We start from the raw sequence: 21,097 nt of genomic DNA, 5'->3' as shown, positions 1-21,097 counted from the left end.
AGGAAATCGCCACAAAAAAACGTTATATTAAGGGTGGAAATGGTTCTAATAGAAATTTGAAAATGGGGTAATTTGATGGACAACTCAGCATCAAACATCAATGTTGATCAACTGACCACTGAAGAGAAAATGAAACTGACTTCTGGTAAGGACTTCTGGGCCTCCGAAGCACTTCCTGATCATAAGATTCCGAGTATCCGAATGAGTGATGGACCCCACGGCTTACGTTACCAAGCCGCTGCTGCTGACCATTTAGGGATTAATGACAGTGTCCCAAGCACAAGTTTTCCAACCGCGAGTGCCAGTGCGGCTACTTGGGATCCGGAATTGATTGCCGCAATGGGGGCAGCGATTGGGCTTGAGGCTCAGAGTCTGGGAGTTGATGTCGTGTTGGGCCCTGGGGTAAACATGAAACGCAATCCGTTATGCGGGCGGAACTTCGAATATTTTAGCGAGGATCCATACTTGGCCGGCAAGCTTGGTGCGGCCTGGATTCAAGGCATGCAGAAGCAAGGAATCGCTGCCTGTCTCAAACATTTTGCTGCAAATAATCAGGAAAACGGTCGCTTATCGTCCGATTCGATGATTGATCCGGTGGCACTTCATGAAGTTTATTTGGAGGCCTTCCGCATTGCCGTTACTGAAGGCCATCCAGAATCCGTCATGTGCTCTTATAACAAAGTAAACGGTACTTATACGAGTGACAATCGCTATTTAATGACAAACGTGCTGCGCGATCAATTTGGGTTTGATGGTGCGGTCATCACCGATTGGGGCGCGTTGAACGACAAAGTGGCTGCGCTTAATGCCGGAACGGATTTAGAAATGCCAGGTGATGATCATTTATTTGACGATGAGGCGTTGAAGGCGTTGCAGTCCGGTGAATTGCAGCCGGCCAGTTTGGATCGTGCAGCAGCTAATATTATCAAAATGGCGCGTAAACATCGGCCTAGCTTCCATGGTACGCGTGAAGCCTTATTACACCAAAATGCTCAGTTAGCACAGAAAATTGCGGAAAATGCCATTGTGTTACTAAAAAACGACGACCACATTTTGCCATTGCAGACCAGTGAATCATTAGCGGTTGTTGGTGAGATGGCTAAGGGAACCCGCTTTCAAGGTGCAGGTTCTTCCCATATTCAAGCAGCTGAACAAGTGTCGATTTTGAGCGGAATCAAACAGGCTGGGCTCACTTATGATTTCGCAGCCGGGTATCGACTTGATGATGAAGTTGATCAGGAGAAAACTGCCCAAGCGTTGGAATTAGCGCGGACGCACGACAAGGTTATTTTTGTTGCCGGGTTGCCCGATAACTATGAATCAGAAGGGTTTGACCGGAAGAACATGGCCCTGCCAAAAGTACAAAACGACTTGCTTCAGGCCATTGCAGCGATTAACCCGCATGTCATTGTTTTATTGGTCGCCGGAGCACCGGTTGAGATGCCATGGTTAGATCAGGTACAGGCAATCTTGAATTTATATTTAGGCGGGGAGCATATTGGAACGGCAACCGCACGGGTACTGACCGGTCAAGTCAACCCCAGTGGCAAGTTAGCCGAAACCTATCCTAAGCGCTATCAAGACGTTGTGTCAGCTGAGATTTATGATAAACACACGCGCGCGGTTCCTTATGTAGAAAGTTCCTATATCGGGTATCGTTACTTCGATAAGGCAAAAGTACCGGTGGCGTTTCCGTTTGGTTTTGGTCTTAGTTACACCACTTTTGCGATCAAGCATGTGCGGCTTGTCAATGATGAAGTAACCGATGCGCAGCCGGTGACGGTTCAATTAGATGTGACCAATACAGGGGATATGGACGGGGCAGAAGTGATTCAGGCTTACGTCAAAGAACAGCAGCCGCGTCCATTACGGCCGGAAAAAGCGCTAAAGGCATTCAAGAAAGTCTTTATTAAAGCTGGTGAAACAGTCGCAGTTCAGTTGGAATTACCCGCGCAAGCATTTAAAGAATGGCAGGAAAAGACCCAGACCTGGGTGCTTCCTGCTGCTGCCAAGTCGGTAGCAATTGGCACAAGCGCTGCTGATATTGTGGCAACGTTGCCTGTTCATTTAAACGGCACCAACGTCACCAATTTCAAAAATGTTCCTGATTGGTATACCACACTATCGGGCAAACCGACTGTCCATGATTTTGAACAGTTAACCGGTCAAAAGGTGCCACCGCATCATGAGTTTGTTCCGGGAGAATTCACGCGACTCAATACACCGCGCGAAATGCAAAAACATTCATGGATTGTCCGTACGGTAACCCGGATCACGGTTCGAATGCGAACAAAAGACTATCTTGACAAAGAAGGCCCGGAAGCTAAGTTTCAGCAAGCAATTGTGCTAGATACACCATTAATTCGGCTGGCCCAGCAAGCAAGTGGCATTTTAAAGTTAAGCATGGTTGATCGATTGGTCGCTGCAGCCAACCATCAATATCTCAAGATGATTTTTGGATAACAAGTGTATTGTAAAATAATTAGAATTTTTTCTTGACGCGGACAAATGCTTTCCAGTATGCTTAATCCCATACAAAACCGAGGGAGTGTTCACCGTGATGAATTATCGGCAAACACAACTAAATAACTTTTTTGGCAGCTTTTTTGGATAGCGGTTTGCACTCGGATGCAAACCGCGCAAGCAACGGTTTGCATCCATGAGGCTGTCACATTGAATGTGCCAACAAAGCCGTGTGGATGAACAATCATCCATGCGGCTTTTCGATATCGAAAACTCGGGCCAGTCGCATGGATAAAATCCAACGGCTGGCCCATTTTTTTGTGAGCGTGAACCGGCGCGGTTAAGGATCGGAGTGTAAGTGGCCTTGGGCGTGATGGCCGGGCTTTGGCCATTGCGTCCAAGGTCCTTACACGCAGATCCTTGCGCCAGCGAACGCGTTAAGATTGAGCGCGTTACGGCTCGCTTGCTGAGGGCTAACTCGTCTGACAATACCGGTTAATCAGACGCGTTTACCTAAAAAGTGACCAAAAAAGGTACTCGGTTTTGGCTTTTGTTAATTAAAAAATAACTTGGACGGATACGTGATCTGATTGTCTAACGGCGCTGGATCGCGCAAATTGGGAGGAATTTTAATGAAAAAGCATCTCGTACTCACGATAGCAGCAACTGTCTTGATTGGATTGACCTTAATTGGTTGCGGTAAGAAATCAAGTGCCGCCAGCAGTCGAACGGTTAAAGTCGGTATTTTACAGTTAATGGACCAAACTGCTTTGACCGAAGCGCGTAAAGGGTTTGAATCAGAACTTGCCAAGGCCGGATACAGTGGCAAACGGATCAAACTTGATTATGTGAACGCACAAGGCGATCAAGCTAATCTCAAAACCATGAGTGACCGGCTGGCGCGCGATAAGAATGATGTTAACTTGGCCATTGCCACACCAGCTGCTCAAGCCTTGCAAAAAGCCGATAAGAAGACACCGTTGCTTTTCACGGCGATTACTGATCCTAAATCTGCAGGACTGGTGACGAATTTAGAAAAGCCTGACAAGAATGCGACCGGGGTTACAGATTTAGTCGCGGTGGCAGATCAGATTAATTTGCTGCATCAGACTTTCCCGCAAGCCAAAACGATTGGGTTAATGTACAACGCCAGCGAACCCAATTCGGTTTATCAAATCAAACATGCTAAGGCACGGCTCAAACAGTTAGGGTTGCGCTATCAGATTCGCACCGCAGCAACCACCAATGATGTGCAGCAGGCAGCCGAAAGTTTAGCCAAGGATGTCGACGCCTTGTATCTACCGGCCGACAACGTGATGGCTGCTGCAATGCCGACGATCGGTAAAGTTGCCAAAGCTCACCAGATTCCGGTCGTCCCGGCCGCATCAACCATGGTTAAAGACGGAGGCACCATCACCAAAGGCATCAACTACCGCGATCTTGGCAAACAAACTGCGAAAATGGTGATCAAACTGCTTAAGGGAACAGCAGTCAAAAAACTAAGCGTTGAAAAACCGGCCAAAGTTGAAACCGTAAAAAATGAAGTGATGCTAAAAAATATTAAGCAAACGGTGCACCTGCCAAAATAGCCATGATATCAACATTCTTTGACATTTTTCGATATTCTGAAATCCGATTAGCCAACCTACCGGCGAAAACTTGTGTTGACAAACTGAGATTATGAGTATACGCTTTGAAACAAGCCAGAAGGGTTAACTTCTGAGCAAAGGAGTGTTGATCATGAGACAAAGAAAAACAACACAACTTAATCACGCGTACTATTACGGCTATTTCGGATAATGGTTTGTATCTCATGGATACAAGCCAATCAGGTTTGTATCCATGATGGCCGTGAGTATTTCACTTGCAATTAACCGCCACATGGACGAATTCATCCATGTGGCTTTTTCTTTCCCGGGAAAAAAGTAAAAGGCCAGTCACATGGATGAGAAAATCCAGTGGCTGGCCTTTTTTGGCGAGTGAGTTCTGTAGTGCGAGTGCCAGTGTGAGTAGAAGGTGACTCGCGCTCACCATAACGCGTTCACAGGGCCAGAAACCTGCGTGTAAGGACCTTGGTCGCAATGGCCAAGAGCGGGCCATCACGCCTGAGGCCACTTACACTCCGACTTCTAACCGCGCCGGCTCGCGCTCACTTTATTTTAGGAGGAAGAAAATGATGATTAAAAGAATGATGATTAAAAAAATGGCTGCGGTTGTAGCAGCGGCGTTGACGGTTGTGGCTTTGGCTGGTTGTGGTAAATCCACGAGTGCTGCGGCTGATAAGAGTCAGGTGAAGGTTGGGGTTTTGCAATTGATTGATCAGCAAGCCTTAACCGCAGCACGAAAAGGTTTTACCGAAGAGCTTGCTAAAGCCGGTTACAAGGGTAAGAAGATCAAACTTGATTATGTGAATGCCCAGGGCGATCAGTCGAATTTGCAGACGATGAGCCAACGCCTGAAGCGGGACAAGAACGATGTTAACTTAGCAATTGCCACTCCGGCAGCTCAGGCCTTGCATAAGGAAGATGCTACAACGCCAATGTTGTTTACAGCGGTGACGGATCCTAAGGCGGCCGGGCTGGTAAGTAACCCTTCTAAGCCAGACAAAAATGCAACGGGGGTAACGGATAAAGTCGATGTTGCAGGGCAAATCAGCTTTATTCACAAAGTTTTCCCTAAAGCCAAGAAAATCGGGTTGCTCTTCAATGCCGCTGAAGAAAATTCCCAGGTTCAAGTTAAGCTTGCCAAGGCAGCGATTAAGAAGTTAGGGTTGACGGCAGTTGAGAAGACCGCGGCAACGACCAATGATGTTGAACAAAGTGCCACGGCCTTGATGAAGCAAAGTGATGTCATCTACATTCCAACCGACAACACGATGGCCGCATCTATGGCCACCATTGGTAAGGTCAGCACCAAGGAAAAAGTTCCGGTTGTGCCAGCCGATGCCACGATGGTTAAGTTAGCCGGAGTTGCAACGGTCGGCATCAATTACGAGGACCTCGGCAAACAAACCGGTAAGTTGGCAGTTAAGCTTTTGAAGGGTAAACAGGTCAAAGATTTGGCAGTTGAAACACCAGCCAAAACCCGGTTAGTCACCAATCCCAAACGGATGCAGCAATTTGGGCTGACTGAAGCGATGTTGAAACAAGCAGAATAGGCGAGCATTTTTAAAAAGGGGTTTCGTTATGGATATTGTGACATCAAGTATTGCCCAAGGATTATTGTGGTCGGTCATGGCCATTGGCGTGTATCTGACATTTCGCATTTTAGACATTGCCGATATGACGGCAGAAGGTAGCTTTCCACTAGGCGCGGCAATAACTGCTCAGGCAATTGTATCAGGAGTTGGCCCGATTGCGGCAACGTTGCTGGGATTTGCCGGTGGGGCTGCTGCAGGTGCGGTTTCGGGTTTTCTGACGACCAAACTGCACATTCCGGATCTGCTCACTGGTATTTTGACCATGACCGGTTTATATTCCGTGAATCTTTTCATCATGGGAAAAGCCAATGTCAGCTTGATTGGCGCGGTCAAGACTGTGTTCAATTTGACAGATAGCGGGGATGCGACAACGACCGGCATCATCGTGGGCGCTATTGTGGTGGCAATTGTCATCGGAGCCCTGGTTTTCTTCTTCCATACCGAAATGGGATTGGCCGCAGCCGCAGTTGGTAACAATCAGAATATGGCGGCTGCTAACGGGATTAATAATGACGCGATGAAGATCATTATTTACATGTTGAGCAATGGCTTGATTGCATTGTCTGGCAGTCTCATGGCACAGACTAATGGCTATGCTGATCTGTCCATGGGTATTGGCACGATTGTAATTGCCTTGGCCGCTATCATCATTTCCGAAATCCTGGTGCGCGGGGTGCCGTTGTGGGCGCGCTTGCTAATGATCATTGTGGGTGCCGTGATTTACCGGCTCATTATTGCGGTGGTCTTGGACATGGGCGTGGATCCGAACTACTTGCGCTTCTTCTACGCACTCATGTTGACGATTTTCTTATCACTGCCGTTATTGAAAAAGAAACTCTTTCAGGTAAAAGTACGACATAGCAATCGGCAACAGGTCAAGTCTGACCAACGCATGGTTGCCAAGACATCGGATCATATGACGATTGCACCGGCAGAGCAACAAAAGGAGGTTCATTAACATGGCAGTTCTGGACGTACGCGGGTTGCACCAATATTTTGAGCAAGGTACCGTCAATGAGAATCACGCTTTAAAAGGAATCAATTTGAGCCTGGAACGTGGTGAATTTGTCGCTATTATTGGTGGTAATGGTGCAGGTAAATCAACCTTGTTAAACAGCATCGCCGGAACATTGCCGGTTAATCAAGGCCAAATCCTGATCAATGGCAAAGACGTCACTTACCAAAATGTTGCGAAACGGGCCAAGCTCATTGCCCGGGTTTTCCAAGACCCGCGCTCTGGCACTGCCTCTTTATTGACGATTGAACAAAACCTTGCCTTAGCAGAAAAGCGTGGCGAATGGCGTAATTTCTGGGCAGGTGGCGTCAAGCGCCGTGATCGGCAGCATTTTCAGGAGAAACTGGCGACATTGGGTTTAGGACTAGAGAAACGTCTTGGCGCAGAAATGGGCTTGCTTTCCGGAGGCCAACGTCAAGCGGTGACTTTGTTAATGGCAACCTTGAAGAAGCCGGCCTTGTTGCTGCTGGATGAACATACGGCGGCGCTTGATCCCCAAACGAGTGCGACCGTTATGACCTTGACGGATCAAATGGTGCGCGCTCAACAGATTACCACTTTGATGATTACGCACAACATGGCAAGCGCGTTGAAATACGGTGACCGCTTAATCATGTTGGATCACGGGGAGATCGCTGTCGATGTACGCGGCGAGGAAAAGCGACATTTGACAGTTGAAGATTTGTTAACACTGTTTAAAGAACGCAGCGGGCAGGAATTTGCCGATGATGCGGTCTTGCTGAGCTAGTTTCGAAAACTTAAATAACCGGCATGCGATCATGATTAAATGAGCGCATGCCGGTTATCTTTTTGCCTATAAAATCGATTTACTTGCAATCTAGCTGATTTTCACAACCGTCCGCAGTGCGGGATGGGTAAAGTGCTTGTTCAAAACGCGCGGCAAGTCAGAGAGACTGACCGTTTGATAAGGCACCGGAGCTAGTTTGGCTAATGCGGCCCAGGCAGCTTGACGTAAGGCTGTTGGCGCACTCACAGAATCAATCCCTAGCAAGCTGATGTTGCGCAAAATGAACGGAAATACCGTGAGCGGCAGGGAAGCGCCTGCAGCATTGCCACATAGCGCAACCGCTCCACCGTACCGCATACTCGGTAACAGGCTGGTGGTGAAACTACCACCAAGCGGATCGATGGCAAAGTCAAATTGTTGACGCGCCAATGCCTTGCCTTTTGGTAACTCGTTAAGGGCTAAAGTGGCAGTTGCTCCGAGCGCGCGAACCTGTTGTTGCTGATCAGGCGTGCGGACAAGGGCCACGCGGTTTGAAAAGCCGGCATTTGCCAATAATCGCAAGGCAATACTGCCAACCCCGCCAGTTGCACCACCAACCAAAATCAACGGCTGTCGTTTAGGTGTCATTCCGGCGTGCATCAACGCCGTGACACACAACGCTGCCGTCAACCCGGCTGTTCCAAACGCCATCGCAGTTTCCAGTGTGAGATTTTTAGGTAATGGAAGTGCCCATTGTGCCGGAACGCGGGCATATTCAGCGTAACCGCCGCCTTGACTGACGCCTAAGCCATGACCGGTTACAATAATTTGATCGCCTTTTTTAAACTGCGCATCGTGACTAGCGACAACGGTTCCGCTTAAGTCGATGCCTAGGATCTGCGGAAACTGCCGCACAACTTGGTTTTGTGGTTGATAGGCCAATGCATCTTTGTAATTAACGTCTGAATAAGCAACCTTGATCAAAAGTTCGCCGGCAGGTAAGTCATCTGTCGTCATAGTTTGTAAGGTAGCTTGTTGGCCGTCGTGGAGCAATGCCTGAAACGGTTGCACTTTATGAACCTCCTAGTGAGCGCGAGCCGGCGCGGTTAGAAGCCGGAGTGTAAGTGGCCTCAGGGGTGATGGCCCGGTTTTGGCCATTGCGCCTGAGGTCCTTACACGCAGGCTTCTGCGCCGGGGAGCGCGTTATAGTGAGCATGAGCAGGTGAACGTGTTATAGCGCAATTCGACTCCTAATCTGACAAACGGGGCACGGCACCATAGCTTGCTCAAGTATTAACTAAAGCATAGCAGATTCATCAATAAATACAAAACAACCGTTATTCCGCACCACCAATCAATTCCGATTGTTGCCATGCGGCTAATTCATCGCGATGCTGGCGGCGTTTGTAACCTTCCACGACCAGCATTGGCAACCAGATGACCGCCAAAACAATGAGCCATTGTCCGAGATTTAACGGTGCCAGCCGAAAGACCTGTTGAAGCGGGGCCACAGTGGCTAACAACAAGATCAAGGTAATGGTACCCAACAAGCTGCCGGTTAATATCGGATTGACCGTGAAGGCAGCGCGATTAAGTCGCCCACGGGTTTTGATCGGGAAAATATCCAACATTGAGCCAATCGCCAGCGTCAAAAAGAGCATCGTCATGCCGACAATTGGTTGATTGGCGCTCAAGCCAAAGCGACCGAGTGCGTAAACGCCGAGGATTAGGCCAACGTAAGTCGTTGTCCGCACCGCTACTCGTTTGCCAAGCCCACTGGTAAAAATGCTGGCTTTTTTAGGAATCGGTTTAAGCCGCATGATGCCAGGTTCGGCTAGTTCACGGCTCAAGAAGAAGCCGGGAATGCCGTCAGCGAGCACGTTGACGATTAATAGCTGTTCCGGCGTCATGATCGCACCCCAACCAACTAAAACTGCGATCAGCATGGTGAAAATCTGCGCGAAATTGACGGAAATCAGAAATTCAACGGCCTTGAGGATATTTTGATAAACAGTTCGTCCTTGTGCCACCGCATCGATAATTGTCGCAAAGTTGTCATCGGTGAGCACCATATCGGCGGCGTTTTTGGCCACGTCCGTTCCGGTGATGCCCATAGCAATGCCAGCATCGGCGGCTTTTAGCGCGGGGGCATCGTTTACGCCATCGCCGGTCATGGCCACGACGGCTTGTTGCTGCTGCCATGCTTTGACGATTCTGATTTTATCGGTCGGAGTGGTTCGGGCGAAAACGCGAATTTGCAGAATATCGGCGGCCAATGCTTCATCACTCATTTGACTCAGATCGTGCCCGGTGATAGCGCGTTGACCGTGGTCGAGGATGCCGATGTCTTTTGCGATGGCAGTGGCAGTGACAAGATGGTCGCCGGTGATCATCACGGTAATAATGCCCGCATCTTTTGCGGCTTGAATCGCAGCCGGCACTTCTGGACGCGGCGGATCAATTAAGCCAATCAGTCCTGAAGGTTGCACGGCGGTTAATTGCGTCTCCCAGTCGGCACCGGGGTCGTTTTCGAATTGCTGGTAACCTGCTGCCAAGACCCGCAATGCCTGCGCAGTCATCTGATCATGAATCGCTGTAGCTTCCTCGTGCCAATGATCATTGGAAAAGGCAATCCGATCAGCAGCGCCTTTGATGATAGCCAGAAAATGGCCATCGGGAGTTTTGTGCAAGGTCGCCATGGTCTTTTTATCGGATGAAAATGGTGACTCGGCAATTCGTGGATAGCGGGTTTCAAGATCATCGCGGTTTAAGCCGTAGTGGGCCAGCAGCCGAACAATTGCCAGCTCGGTGGCATCACCGATATCCGGTTCGCCTTGTTTGGTGAGCCGGGCGTTAGTTGCCAGCCCTAAATAAGTCAAAAATTGCTGCTGATTCGTTGATAAGGGTTGATCGGTCACTTTTTGGAGTGCTTCACGAAACGGCCAAAAATGGGTCACGGTCATTTGGTTTTGCGTCAATGTGCCGGTTTTGTCGGAAGCTATAACGTTGACGTTCCCGATGGTTTCAACCGCGGTGACTTGTCGAATAATAGCGTGGCGTTTGGCCATTTTCTGGACGCCGTGTGCCAAGCTGAGTGTGACGATGACCGGCAATGTTTCCGGAACCGCCGCAATGGCAAGACTCACACCGAGCATAAGACTTTCGGTTAAGGTTTCTTGGTGGTAAAGCATGGACAACAGCATCGTCAGCGCACCGCCTAAGATGGCCACTAACGATAAGCGTTTGCCCAGTGCGTTTAGGCGTTTGGCTAATGGTGTCGCTTGTTTTTGCGTTTGATTCAATAATGATGCAATTTTTCCCAACTCGGTCTGCATACCGGTGGCGGTGACAATAGCGCTGGCTTTTCCACTGGTAATTGCCGTACCGGAAAAAAGGCGATTAACGGCATCGCCAAGATCATCCGGCACTTCAGTCAGTGGCGCGGCAGATTTGGCAACGGCGGAACTTTCTCCTGTCAAAACTGCTTCATCGGTTTCGAGATCCTGACTGTGAATTAGCCGCGCATCTGCCGCTACTGCATCACCTGCTTTGAGGAGCATCAAATCACCGCGGACCAAATCTGCTGCGGCAATGGTTTGGGTCTTACCTTCACGAACAACGGTGACTGTTTGAACCGTCATGGCTTTTAAAGCTGCCAATGCTTTTTCGGCACTGTGTTCTTGGTATAAGGCGATGGCGACGTTAAGGATCACAATGCTGCCGATAACAATTGTTTTGGTCCAGTCACTGTCAGTCGTCAGGGCTAGATAAGCAGATAGTGCAACGGCAAATAGTAAAATTAACGAGGTAATGTCGCTAAGGTGATGCCCGATTTGCCGCCATAAACTGGGCTTTTTGGCAGCAGTCAGTTGGTTGGGGCCATCTTCTTGGCGGCGTTTGGCAGCTGCGTTTGTCGTTAAACCGGTTGTGAGGTCGGTGTCAAAATCAGCGGCCAAATCGCTCGGCGTCAAAAGCGTCAGGTCTTTGGTCGTTGGTGTTGGCATATGCTCAATCCTTTCTGGGGTCGAGTTGTCTTCGTACTTACTTTTAATAACCGTAACATAATGATGCGGTGCCTGTAAAATCTTGTGCTGAAGTGCGTAGTTGTTCGACCTCACCATAACGCGTTTTCCGGCGCAGAAATCTGCGTGTAAGTACCCTTGGCGCAATGGTCAAAGTGCGACCATCACGCCCAAGACCACTTACACTCCGATTGATAAGCGCTCCTGTTCGCGCTCAAAAAAATGGACTGCTTTGTGTTATTAGCAGTCCATTTTGGTACAGATATCAAATCTTAGTTACCGTTAATTTTGCAAGGCGTGGTAGCGGTAATTTTGTTGTTGGGTCGTTTGCGTTTTAAAGCCATAAGTGTCAGCTACAATGTAGAGCGGTCGGTGTCGGCTTTGGGCAAACATTCGGCCGATGTAGTTGCCAAGTAGACCGATGCTGAAGGTGATGCCGGCACCAACAAGTAACGTTGTCGCGATCACCCAAGTTAATAAGCTGAGATGACCTAAAAAGAAACTGATGCCGACAATAGCCACGGCCAGTAGTAGAAAGAAGCCGCTAAGCCAGTTGGCAATTGTTAAAGGAACGGTGGAGAAGCTGGTAATGCCGTTCATGGCAAGGTGTAGCATTTTCTTTAATGGATAATGGGTTTCTCCGGCGGTTCGTTTTTGCCGATCATATTCTACGGCAATTTGCCTATATCCAACCCAGGCCACCATACCGCGCACGTAAGGATCATGTTCATTCATTTGTTTTAAAACGTTCACGACGCTGCGATCCATTAAGCGAAAATCACCTGTATCGACGGGGATGTCAACACTTGTGAGCGCCTTTAGCACGCGATAAAAAGTTTCGGCAGTTACCTTCTTGAACCAAGTCTCGCCGCTGCGTTTGCGTCGTTTGCCATAGACAACATCATAGCCTTCTTGCCAGCGGGCGATCATGGCTGGGATGACGCTTGGCGGATCTTGTAAATCAGCGTCCATGACGACAACGGCATCACCGCTTGCGTAACGAATGCCAGCGGTAATGGCAAGTTGATGCCCAAAGTTGCGCGAGAAGTCTACGAGGCGAATGGTTGGGTTTTTAGCCATCGCGGCCTTAATCTGGGTGGCACTGTCATCGGTTGAGCCATCATTGACAAAGATAAGTTCATACCGTTCTGGTCGCGCCCGGACATAGTTGGCGAGTTCGGTTAACGTTTCGCCAATGCCTGCGCTTTCGTTGTAAACGGGTAAGACAACGGAAATGAAGGGATTTGTTTTTTGTCGCATCACGCTTGCTCCTTTCTGAATTAATGAAAATTACTTCACCATGCTGGCATCAAGTTCATACAGCGTGCCGCTGCCCATGCTGCCCATGCCGCCCATTGCCATACGACCACCTTGATTGCTTTGGGCGTTGGTGGTTGTCTTGCTGCCGTATTTGCTTGCGGCCACCTTTTTGCCGACTTTTTCGACCCACGCTTCAATCTTTGAATTGCCGGAGCGACCCGATGACAGGTAATATTTCATGTCGCCACTTTTGACCAGTGCTTTGAATTGCTTCAACGTAATTGCCGGATCAGTGCCGTTAAATCCACCGATTGCCATAACCGCTTTACCGGATTTGATAATATACGGGGCGGCAGTGCTAGCGTTACTGGTAGCAAAAAGGTATTTGGCATTGCCTTGATGAGCTTCAACGTACTTCAATAAACCGCTATTGACACTGCCACTACCGATACCACCGCTATTACCGCCTGACGTTAGCAAAGTAGGGCCAGCGGTTGGAATGCCTGATGACGAACCGGCAAGTGTCGGTGTCAACGACCAGAAACCTGGTGCGGCTAAGATAGCGGCAATCGCCACGCCCAGCGCCGATTTCCGCCAGGTTTTGGTTCGGGCGATGAAGAGCAGCGCCAAACCGATTACACCGGCAATGACTACAAGAATCGGTTGCCACTGATAGTAAAGACTGACATACCAAGTCTGAAGTGCAGTCGTTGCGGCAAGTGCAAGCGGGAGCAGCCAACTCTGCCAGTGCCTGAAGCTTAATCTGAACTGGTTAAACATGGTGACTGTGCCGATACCGAATAGTGCCGCGAGTGGTGGCGCAAGCATAATCGTGTAATAAGGGTGGAAAAAACTGGCGATTGAAAAGAAGCCTGCGACTGGCACAAGCCAACCCAGCCAGAAAAGCAAGTGATTTTGCTGACTTGTGGTTTGGTACCATTTGCGTTTTCGATCAAGGTAATAAGCAAAGGCACTGATAAAGCCAATGATAGCCATCGGTGCAAGCCAGCTTATTTGTGGACCAAGATCAGATTGCAGCAGGCGCAGTGGCCCGGCATTCCCAATTGAAAAGGCGCCACCGCCGCGACCGCCAGCTGCACCACCACCGGTACCACGGCCGCCTTTAAAGTTGCCCTCTGCAAAGTTTGCAGGGGCGTTATTTGTAGATGTGCCGGATTTGGTCTTCACAGTAGGTTGTTTACCGTTAGTTCCGGCTGGCGGCGTGCCGCCCTGACCTTGACCATTACCCGGGCGACCACCACCATTTCCGCCAGGTGGCGTACCGGTTGTGCCCTTTGTGCCGGTTGGTGGATTTCCTTTAGTGCCAGTCGGTGCCGTGCCGGTTTTGCTATTGTTGCCTTTGGTCGCCCCAGATGTCGGGTTCATTTCACCAGTCGCTTTGGTCTTGCTGTTGCCCATACCGGGGAAAGCCGCACCGGTACCGGTTGTTTGGCCCAATAATCGTTCAGTACCGTTATAGCCAAAAGCCAGCTCCATTTCTGAATTCGTTTGGGAACTGCCGACATAGGGCCGCTGGCTGGCGGCGGTTGAGTCCACCTGTAGTGGCCAGGCAAGTGTCATGACAGCCATCGCGGCTAATGCAATCCCCAGTGTAGCCAGTCGGCGCCATAGCTGCTGCTTTGATGCAAGCCAGAAAAAGAGTAATAAGGCTGGCAAAATCATGAACGCTTGGAGCATTTTAATGTTGAACGAGACACCGATCAAAGCAAAGCTCATGATGACCAGCCAGGGCTTGCGGTTGGTGATTGCTTTCATCAGGCACCAGCTGGCGAGCAGCAGAAAGAACTGTAGTGTGGCGTCCATGTTATTTGTTCGGGAATCCGCGACAACGATAGGCGTTAAGGTAAGTGCCAATGCAGCTAAGCGGGCGGCCCAAACATTAAAGCGGGGTTTGATCATGTTATAGATTAGCGCCACGCTGCCGATGCCAAACAAAATTGAGGGTAAAACAACTGACCAGCCGTGAACGCCGAAAATTTTGGCGGAAATGGCCATGAACCAAAGCGCTACCGGTGGTTTATCAACGGTGATAAAGCCAGCGGGATCAAATGCGCCGTACCAGAAATTGTGCCAACTTTGGATCATACTGGTGATAGCAGCCGTGTAATAATCATTAGCGTTTCCTGCTTCCCAGATATTCCAGCTGTAAAGAAACGCAGCCAGAACGAGAATGCCAATGAGCCACCAATCAAGGGTCCACTGTTTAATTTTTTTCATGTGCCGTAACTCCCTTTTCTCGAAATACCCAGAACTTACTTAAAAGGAAGTTCGTTGGGACGGTAATCATAAGTGCAAACATCGGTGCTAATGGTTTTGGTAAATTCAATGCATCATTCCAGAAGCTTGTGAGTATCAGGCTCATGATAAAGGTGAGACCATACGAAAAATAGTATCGTGGTGCCACACTTTTAAGGTCGCGGTGATCTTTAACCTTAAAGACCCAGGTATCATTGAGGAAAAGTCCTAAAACTGACGTTAATCCATAGCCGACACCCATCGCAGCGGTTGGATTGATCAATTGGTATAATGTCAGGTAAAGCAAGTATGTCAAAATAGTATTGATACCACCGACTAAACCGAAGCCAATGAATTGTTTCAGCTTTTGGCGCATCGAATCGCTCCCTTCTTGATGAATGGGATTAGTATGCGAGATGCAGCATAAATTAACCTTAAAGCCAGCAATTTTTTTCTTAAGCTGAGTTTATGATTTTCATGTTAAGCTGACGCTGTGATTGATAAGACTGAAACATTGGCTTTGGTGGGGATGGTGGTTGGCGGCTGGTGGTTAGGCCCCTATGCGCGCCGGCTCACGCTCACCATAACGCGTTCGCCGGCGCAGAAGTCTGCGTGTAAGGACCTCGAACGCAATGGCCAAAGCCCGGCCATCACGTCCGAGGCCGCTTACACTCCGGCTTCTAACCGCGCCGGCTCACGCTCAGCTCACCATAACGCGCTCCCCGGCGCAGAAACCTGCGTGTAAGGACCTCAGGCGCAATGGCCAAGAGCGGGCCATCACGCCTGAGGCCACTTACATTCCGATTTCTAAGCGCGCCGGCTCACGCTCAGCTCACCATAACGCGTTCGCCGGCGCAGGGGCCTACATGTAAGGACCTTGGGCGCAATGGCCAAAGCCCGGCCATTACGCCCAAGGCCACTTACACTCCGGTTTCTAAGCGCGCCGGCTCACGCTCACTTTTAGAGGAGAATTTATGATAGTTAAACCTAAAATTCTTGTAATTGAAGACGATCCTGATCTGAATGAGAGTATTGTTGATTTTATTCGGGACTTTTCTCAGCCTGAAGCTGCTTTGACGGGTGCTGATGGTTTGTATTTGGCAGAAGAGGGGATTTTTGATGCTATTGTGCTGGATATCATGCTGCCAGAGCTGAATGGGTTTGATTTGCTTAAACAGCTGCGAGCTAAGCAAGTGAAGACCCCGGTTCTTATTTTGACGGCTAAAGATGCCCTGACAGATAAGGTGCGTGGTTTTGAGTTGGGTGGTGACGATTACCTTACCAAGCCATTCCACCGTGAAGAGCTCATTATGCGGTTAAAAGCATTGTTAAAGCGGACAGGACATTTTTTTGATGAGGATGGGTTAACAGCCGGTCCGTTTGAAGTCCACCTAAACCGGCACGAAGTCTTAATTCACGACAAACCAGTAGCGTTGAATGGAAAAGAATTCGACTTGTTAGTGTACTTATTACAGAATCAAAAAACCATTATTACGAAGGATCAGATTTTTGATCGGTTGTGGGGATTTGATTCGGATACGGCTGTCAGTGTCGTCGAAGTTTATATGTCGAACCTGCGCAAAAAGTTAAAACCGATGCAAGCCGATGTATGGATCAAAACAATTCGCAATGTCGGTTACATCTTTCAGGAACCGGAGGACCGTGCATGAATGCAGATAAAGGCATTAAGCGACAACAGCGACGTTTATTTATCGGTCAACTACTGAGCTTTGCCGGACTTTTTCTAGTGTTGGGGGTCATTGTTTTTTTCCTTTATGAACGTTCGATTTATCAAGATATCGATCATTCGCTGGAACAACAAAAAATAATGCTTACCAAGCCGGCACAAACCATGAGCGGTGCAGGTGGTCCCGGACGCCCGGTGACTTCACGACCAGTACCTTTTCGGATGAACATGGTGGTTTTTAATAAAAAAGGAAAAATCATCAATCAGGCGATGTTAGGTGAACGGTTTTATGCCTATTTCAAAACGTTAAAACTAGATCGTCAGGCAGTTAATAAGTTGCAAAATTTGCCGACTTCAAATGGCACCTTTAGAACTTTACTGGTGAAGGTTCCGGTGACGGCCGCAGATCCTCAATATGCCGGGCATTATGTGTTGATCTTGCAAAATACGGACGCTCAAGAAGCCGCGATTCGTTCTTTTCGTCAGGTTCTGATTTTGACGATTATCCTATTTTGGGCGTTGGCACTGGGCTTGTCTTATTGGTTATCAACCCGTTCAATGCGTCCGATTGTTCGGTCATGGCAGCGGCAGCAGGATTTTGTGGCAGACGCAGCGCATGAACTACGAGCACCGCTGGCTGTGATTCAAAGTAAACAGGAAGCCTTGCTAACCAAGCCACAAGCCACCATTATTGACGAAAGCGAGGCCATTGCGACGTCACTGGGCGAGACCAAACGCTTGCGGCAACTCACGGATGATTTATTGACAATTGCCAAGGCCGATAGCAACACGATTGAAATCGAATTGATCGATCTGCGGTTTGATCAAACACTGGCCCCGCAACTGGCTTCTTATCACGACATTTCGATTAGTCAGGATAAATCGTTTACCACCACGATTCCGCCAAAAAGCCATGCCTGGTTTGACGCTGCACGGATTAAACAGTTACTGGTTATCTTACTGGACAATGCATTTAAATATACGCAAGCCGGCGATTCCATCTGGGTGAAGGTCACCCAAACCTCAAAAGAGTGGCAACTGGTGGTGGGCAACTCCGGACCAAGCATTGTTGACGCGGATAAATCACGTATCTTTGAGCGTTTCTATCGCGAAGATGCATCCCGCAGCCGAAAAACCGGTGGCAGCGGTCTGGGACTAGCCATTGCCCGCTGGATTGTGACCATCCATCATGGCCATATCGAAGTAAAAGATGTCCATCCGCATGGTGCCGCTTTTGTTGTGACCTTGCCAAACAAACCGCGTGGCATTTAAAAATTAAATACGAAAAATAGCCGTTCTCCAAACTCATAGGCTTGGAGGCGGCTATTTTCATGGTTGAAAAATTAAGGGTGAAGCAGCAGTGTGAAGCTTTGGTTGCGGATCGTCGGACAAGCCAAGTTACCCGTTTTAGCTTTTAACGGGCCGGATTATTGCGGACACCATTGGCTTGTGTGAAATCAATGAAGCCCATGTTGGTATCAATGTCGCCACCATCACCACTTAAAACCAAAGTATTTAAGGTCGAGTTGAAATGGACATGCATATTGGCATTTAAGTCTTCCTGCGAATAACCCTTGATCAAAATTGGTCCAAGATTACTGCTGATCTCAGTGTCATAGTCGGTTGCTGGGTCACTAGCCTTGACGACATTAAGTGAGAATTGAACTTGCATATGAATCATCGCGTGCTGCGAATACGGTCCAACACCATCTTCAAACGTCAAAAGCAACTTCTTGTCCGAACCCAAATGCGGTTGGATCTTGTTCACAGCTCCTTCGTCAAAATGGATTTGCATCAGATCAACCCCTTTCGACGCCAATGTAGGCTGATTAAGCAGTAAAAGCAACTTTTTTGACTCACTGGTAATTGGAAAACAGCTACTGGTTATTTGTGGTGGAGGCTAAGTTGGCGATGATCCAGATATCGGCGGACTTTAAAACTGGCGCCAAGTTTGAAGCAAGTTTCAGCATCTTTCAAATCGAGGCCGGTTAACTCGCTAATATGATTGAGTCGATAGCGCAGGGTATTGAAGTGAATGTAAAGTCGTTTAGCCGTGTGCGTGAGGTTTTCGCCTGCTTCCAAATACGCATCAAGCGTTGGTAGAAGTTCGGTTTTATTCGTTTGATCATAAACCATGAGCTTTTTTACGGCGGGGTTAATGAAGAACGGCAGAATTTCGACGTGATCAACCTGAGCCAACATTAAATCAAAAAAAGCATCTTCGCAAAAAATAACCGGATTGCGAGGTAATTTAAGCTTGGCCGTTCGTTTGCAAACAGCATAAGCAGCGATGGTATCCTCTGGCCGATCGTATTGGTTCGAGACAATTAAGCGGCAATCGGTCCGGGCAGCAATCGTTGCCAGATGTTCTTTGAACGACTGGCTGTTGTATTCAGGTAAATCAAGCGAAACAAGCGCTAAACATTGATGATGGTAGATAGTCACCAAAGTTTGGGCAAAGAACGGTGTAGAAAAATATTTTAATCGTTCTCTTAAAGCTGCTAGTGATTGATTCGTGCAAGGTTCGGCCTTGATTAAGGCCATGCTTGACGGGAGGATGGCTTTTTGTCGCGCAAATTGAGCGGCAAAGGTTTCGGTTTGCTGTTCGGTCAGCAACATTGTGAGTAAATGGTCACGTTTTGAGGCTGCAGTTGGGATGATTCGATTCTTGACTAATGAGCGTGTGATAATTGGTGCGACAGCGGCGAACTGAGTATATTGCCGCGCATTCAGTGGCGTTTGCATGGTCGGCATGACGAGATATCCCAATGCGTCATTGTGATAACTCGGTGGTAAGTATAAAAGTGGCAATTGACTAGCCGATAAGCTGATTTGTGGTCGCTTCGGGATCGTAAAATGATCTGGAGGTGCCGATTTGCTTGCTGTCAGCCCATTATCCAATTGCAAATATTGTTGGAATGACTGGTGATCTTCAACTTTTAAAGTCGTCACTACCGGATGACCGACCAAATCGACAACTGCCAGCGGATTGCCAAGTATGCGCGCACTTTGTTTAAGAACTGTATCAAAGTCATCCGTGATCGCTTTGAGAGCCAAGTGATTCGTTTGTTCCTGGAGATCGGTTTTGGTGGTTAAAAGACACCCGATGCGTTCAAAAAGTAGCGGTAATTCTTTTGGGGATGAGTGCGGTAGTTGGATCGAAGTTGCCGGTGTTGTTCGTGAAGACGGCATGATTAGCTGAAGAGGCTGATTGGCTTCCACCTTAACCTCAAACGTCATGGCTGGCACCTGATTTGTCCGCAGAGCACCTAGCTGCATATTGATGATATCGGGATTGATGTTGGCAGGCACCGAGCCAGTCGGCATTGTTTGATTTAGACGATGCAGAAGTGTTGTCAATTTCATAATAGCCACCTTCAGCGTAAATAACGGAATTTTGATGCTTGGCAAAAACCACCAAAAGTATTTGCTCAATTATGTGCAAATACTATATTCATGATACGTTTTGAAAGCGCTATCGTAAAGGCGTATTCGGAAGTATGAATGTTCATATGCCGTTTAAGCCAACGTCTTTAACGGCTTTAGCAGCAGAGTGAAGGAGGAAATCAAGCATGAAAGATTTTAAGGGGAAAGTCATGATCATTACCGGAGCGGCTCACGGCTTTGGTCGGGTTATTGCCGAAGAAGGGGCAAAACGCGGGATGAAGTTGGCCTTGATTGATATTGATCAGGCGGCCTTGAATGAAACCTATCAGCTGGTGGTGGCTCGAGGCGCTGACGCTATCATGATTCCGGCAGATGTCACGAAAGAATCAGCAGTCAACACGGCAATTGATCAAACGTTGCGTACTTTTAAGCAGATTGATTTGTTAATTAATGATGCCGGAATAGCTTTGCCTGGCAGAATGTGGGAACTGCCGACGCGTGATTGGGAGTGGATCTTACACGTTAACGTGATGAGCCAGGTCTATATGATGAAACGCATTATTCCTATTATGATGGCGCAAAAGACGCATGGAGCGATTCTCAATGTTGCGTCAATCGCCGGTTTAGTCGACACACCGGGAATGCCTGCGTATCATGCAAGCAAGTTTGCCAGTGTCGGTCTTACGGAAGCAACCGCCTACGATCTGCAACGTGCCGGAGCCGATATTGAGATGCACGTGATGTGTCCAGGATTTGTGCAAACTGATCTTTATCACACTGAAAAGCATCGTCCCGTTCAATACCAGGATTCAAGTGACCCATATTATCAAAGTGAAGCATTTTTAAAAGGCCAGCAGTTTGCTAAATATGTGATTACCAACGGCATGCCGATTGATACTATTGCCGCAACTGTTTTCAAAGCGCTCGAAGACGATCAGTTTTATATCCTGACGCATCCGGAATTCAATCCGCTGATTCTTGATCGGATTAATCGAATTGTAAAAAACGGCGCGCCGGATGTTCACGTGATGGACGGAATTATGTAAAGGTATCAGCCAACACTGACGCATAAAAGGAGTGA

Annotated in this window: 15 protein-coding genes; 8 read left to right on the top strand and 7 right to left on the bottom strand. The window is 48.4% G+C overall.

The annotated features are described in order from the left end of the window. Window positions 1-75 precede the first annotated feature (75 nt). From ACWP87_RS01895 to ACWP87_RS01875, 5 genes are all read left to right on the top strand, one after another. On the top strand, window positions 76-2,463 hold the full coding sequence (locus ACWP87_RS01895; protein WP_014569261.1) for a beta-glucosidase: 2,388 nt from the start codon (window positions 76-78) through the stop codon (window positions 2,461-2,463). Between the two features lie 632 nt (window positions 2,464-3,095). Next, on the top strand, window positions 3,096-4,052 hold the full coding sequence (locus tag ACWP87_RS01890; RefSeq protein WP_014569263.1) for an ABC transporter substrate-binding protein: 957 nt from the start codon (window positions 3,096-3,098) through the stop codon (window positions 4,050-4,052). A 599-nt stretch (window positions 4,053-4,651) separates the two neighbouring features. Next, window positions 4,652-5,620 carry an ABC transporter substrate-binding protein gene (locus ACWP87_RS01885; RefSeq protein ID WP_005684097.1) on the top strand — a complete coding sequence of 323 codons (969 nt, stop codon included), beginning with the start codon at window positions 4,652-4,654 and terminating at the stop codon, window positions 5,618-5,620. 28 nt (window positions 5,621-5,648) lie between these two features. Further along, window positions 5,649-6,620, top strand: a complete 972-nt coding sequence (locus ACWP87_RS01880) for an ABC transporter permease (RefSeq protein ID WP_005691881.1) — start codon at window positions 5,649-5,651, stop codon at window positions 6,618-6,620. 1 nt (window position 6,621) lies between these two features. Then, entirely contained in the window at window positions 6,622-7,425 is an 804-nt protein-coding gene (locus ACWP87_RS01875) for an ABC transporter ATP-binding protein (RefSeq protein WP_014569265.1), read from the top strand. A gap of 90 nt (window positions 7,426-7,515) precedes the next feature. Here the strand turns inward: ACWP87_RS01875 and ACWP87_RS01870 are convergent, their stop codons facing one another. The 5 genes from ACWP87_RS01870 to ACWP87_RS01850 form a co-directional block, all read right to left on the bottom strand. Continuing rightward, a complete protein-coding gene (locus ACWP87_RS01870; protein ID WP_014569266.1) occupies window positions 7,516-8,475 on the bottom strand; it encodes an acrylyl-CoA reductase family protein in 960 nt (319 codons plus the stop codon). A 266-nt stretch (window positions 8,476-8,741) separates the two neighbouring features. Then, window positions 8,742-11,408: a cation-translocating P-type ATPase gene (locus ACWP87_RS01865; protein ID WP_029943700.1), complete on the bottom strand. Its 2,667-nt coding sequence runs from the start codon at window positions 11,406-11,408 to the stop codon at window positions 8,742-8,744. Between the two features lie 300 nt (window positions 11,409-11,708). After that, window positions 11,709-12,686: a glycosyltransferase family 2 protein gene (locus ACWP87_RS01860; protein ID WP_005691887.1), complete on the bottom strand. Its 978-nt coding sequence runs from the start codon at window positions 12,684-12,686 to the stop codon at window positions 11,709-11,711. A gap of 30 nt (window positions 12,687-12,716) precedes the next feature. Then, a complete protein-coding gene (locus ACWP87_RS01855) occupies window positions 12,717-14,924 on the bottom strand; it encodes an ArnT family glycosyltransferase (RefSeq protein WP_014569269.1) in 2,208 nt (735 codons plus the stop codon). Continuing rightward, window positions 14,911-15,318, bottom strand: a complete 408-nt coding sequence (locus ACWP87_RS01850; protein WP_005691892.1) for a GtrA family protein — start codon at window positions 15,316-15,318, stop codon at window positions 14,911-14,913. Before ACWP87_RS01850 ends, ACWP87_RS01855 begins: the two co-directional genes overlap by 14 nt. Before the next feature lie 598 nt (window positions 15,319-15,916). Here ACWP87_RS01850 and ACWP87_RS01845 point away from each other — a divergent pair. Next, a complete protein-coding gene (locus ACWP87_RS01845) occupies window positions 15,917-16,612 on the top strand; it encodes a response regulator transcription factor (RefSeq protein WP_005684088.1) in 696 nt (231 codons plus the stop codon). Then, a complete protein-coding gene (locus tag ACWP87_RS01840; RefSeq protein WP_014569272.1) occupies window positions 16,609-17,901 on the top strand; it encodes a sensor histidine kinase in 1,293 nt (430 codons plus the stop codon). Before ACWP87_RS01845 ends, ACWP87_RS01840 begins: the two co-directional genes overlap by 4 nt. 142 nt (window positions 17,902-18,043) lie before the next feature. On the opposite strand, the gene ACWP87_RS01835 is transcribed toward ACWP87_RS01840, so the two are convergent. Both ACWP87_RS01835 and ACWP87_RS01830 read right to left on the bottom strand, forming a co-directional pair. Then, window positions 18,044-18,424 carry an iron-sulfur cluster biosynthesis family protein gene (locus ACWP87_RS01835; protein ID WP_005684085.1) on the bottom strand — a complete coding sequence of 127 codons (381 nt, stop codon included), beginning with the start codon at window positions 18,422-18,424 and terminating at the stop codon, window positions 18,044-18,046. Window positions 18,425-18,513: 89 nt separating this feature from the next. Then, entirely contained in the window at window positions 18,514-19,995 is a 1,482-nt protein-coding gene (locus ACWP87_RS01830; protein ID WP_014569273.1) for a PucR family transcriptional regulator, read from the bottom strand. Between the two features lie 206 nt (window positions 19,996-20,201). Between ACWP87_RS01830 and ACWP87_RS01825 the strand changes: the two genes are divergently transcribed. Further along, complete coding sequence (locus tag ACWP87_RS01825) at window positions 20,202-21,062, top strand: SDR family NAD(P)-dependent oxidoreductase (protein ID WP_014569274.1); 861 nt, start codon at window positions 20,202-20,204, stop codon at window positions 21,060-21,062. Window positions 21,063-21,097: the final 35 nt, after the last annotated feature.

This window comes from Lacticaseibacillus sp. 22 (genome assembly GCF_055413445.1).
Note: the sequence above shows the minus strand (reverse complement) of the source record. Positions and strands in the feature narration are given on the sequence as shown.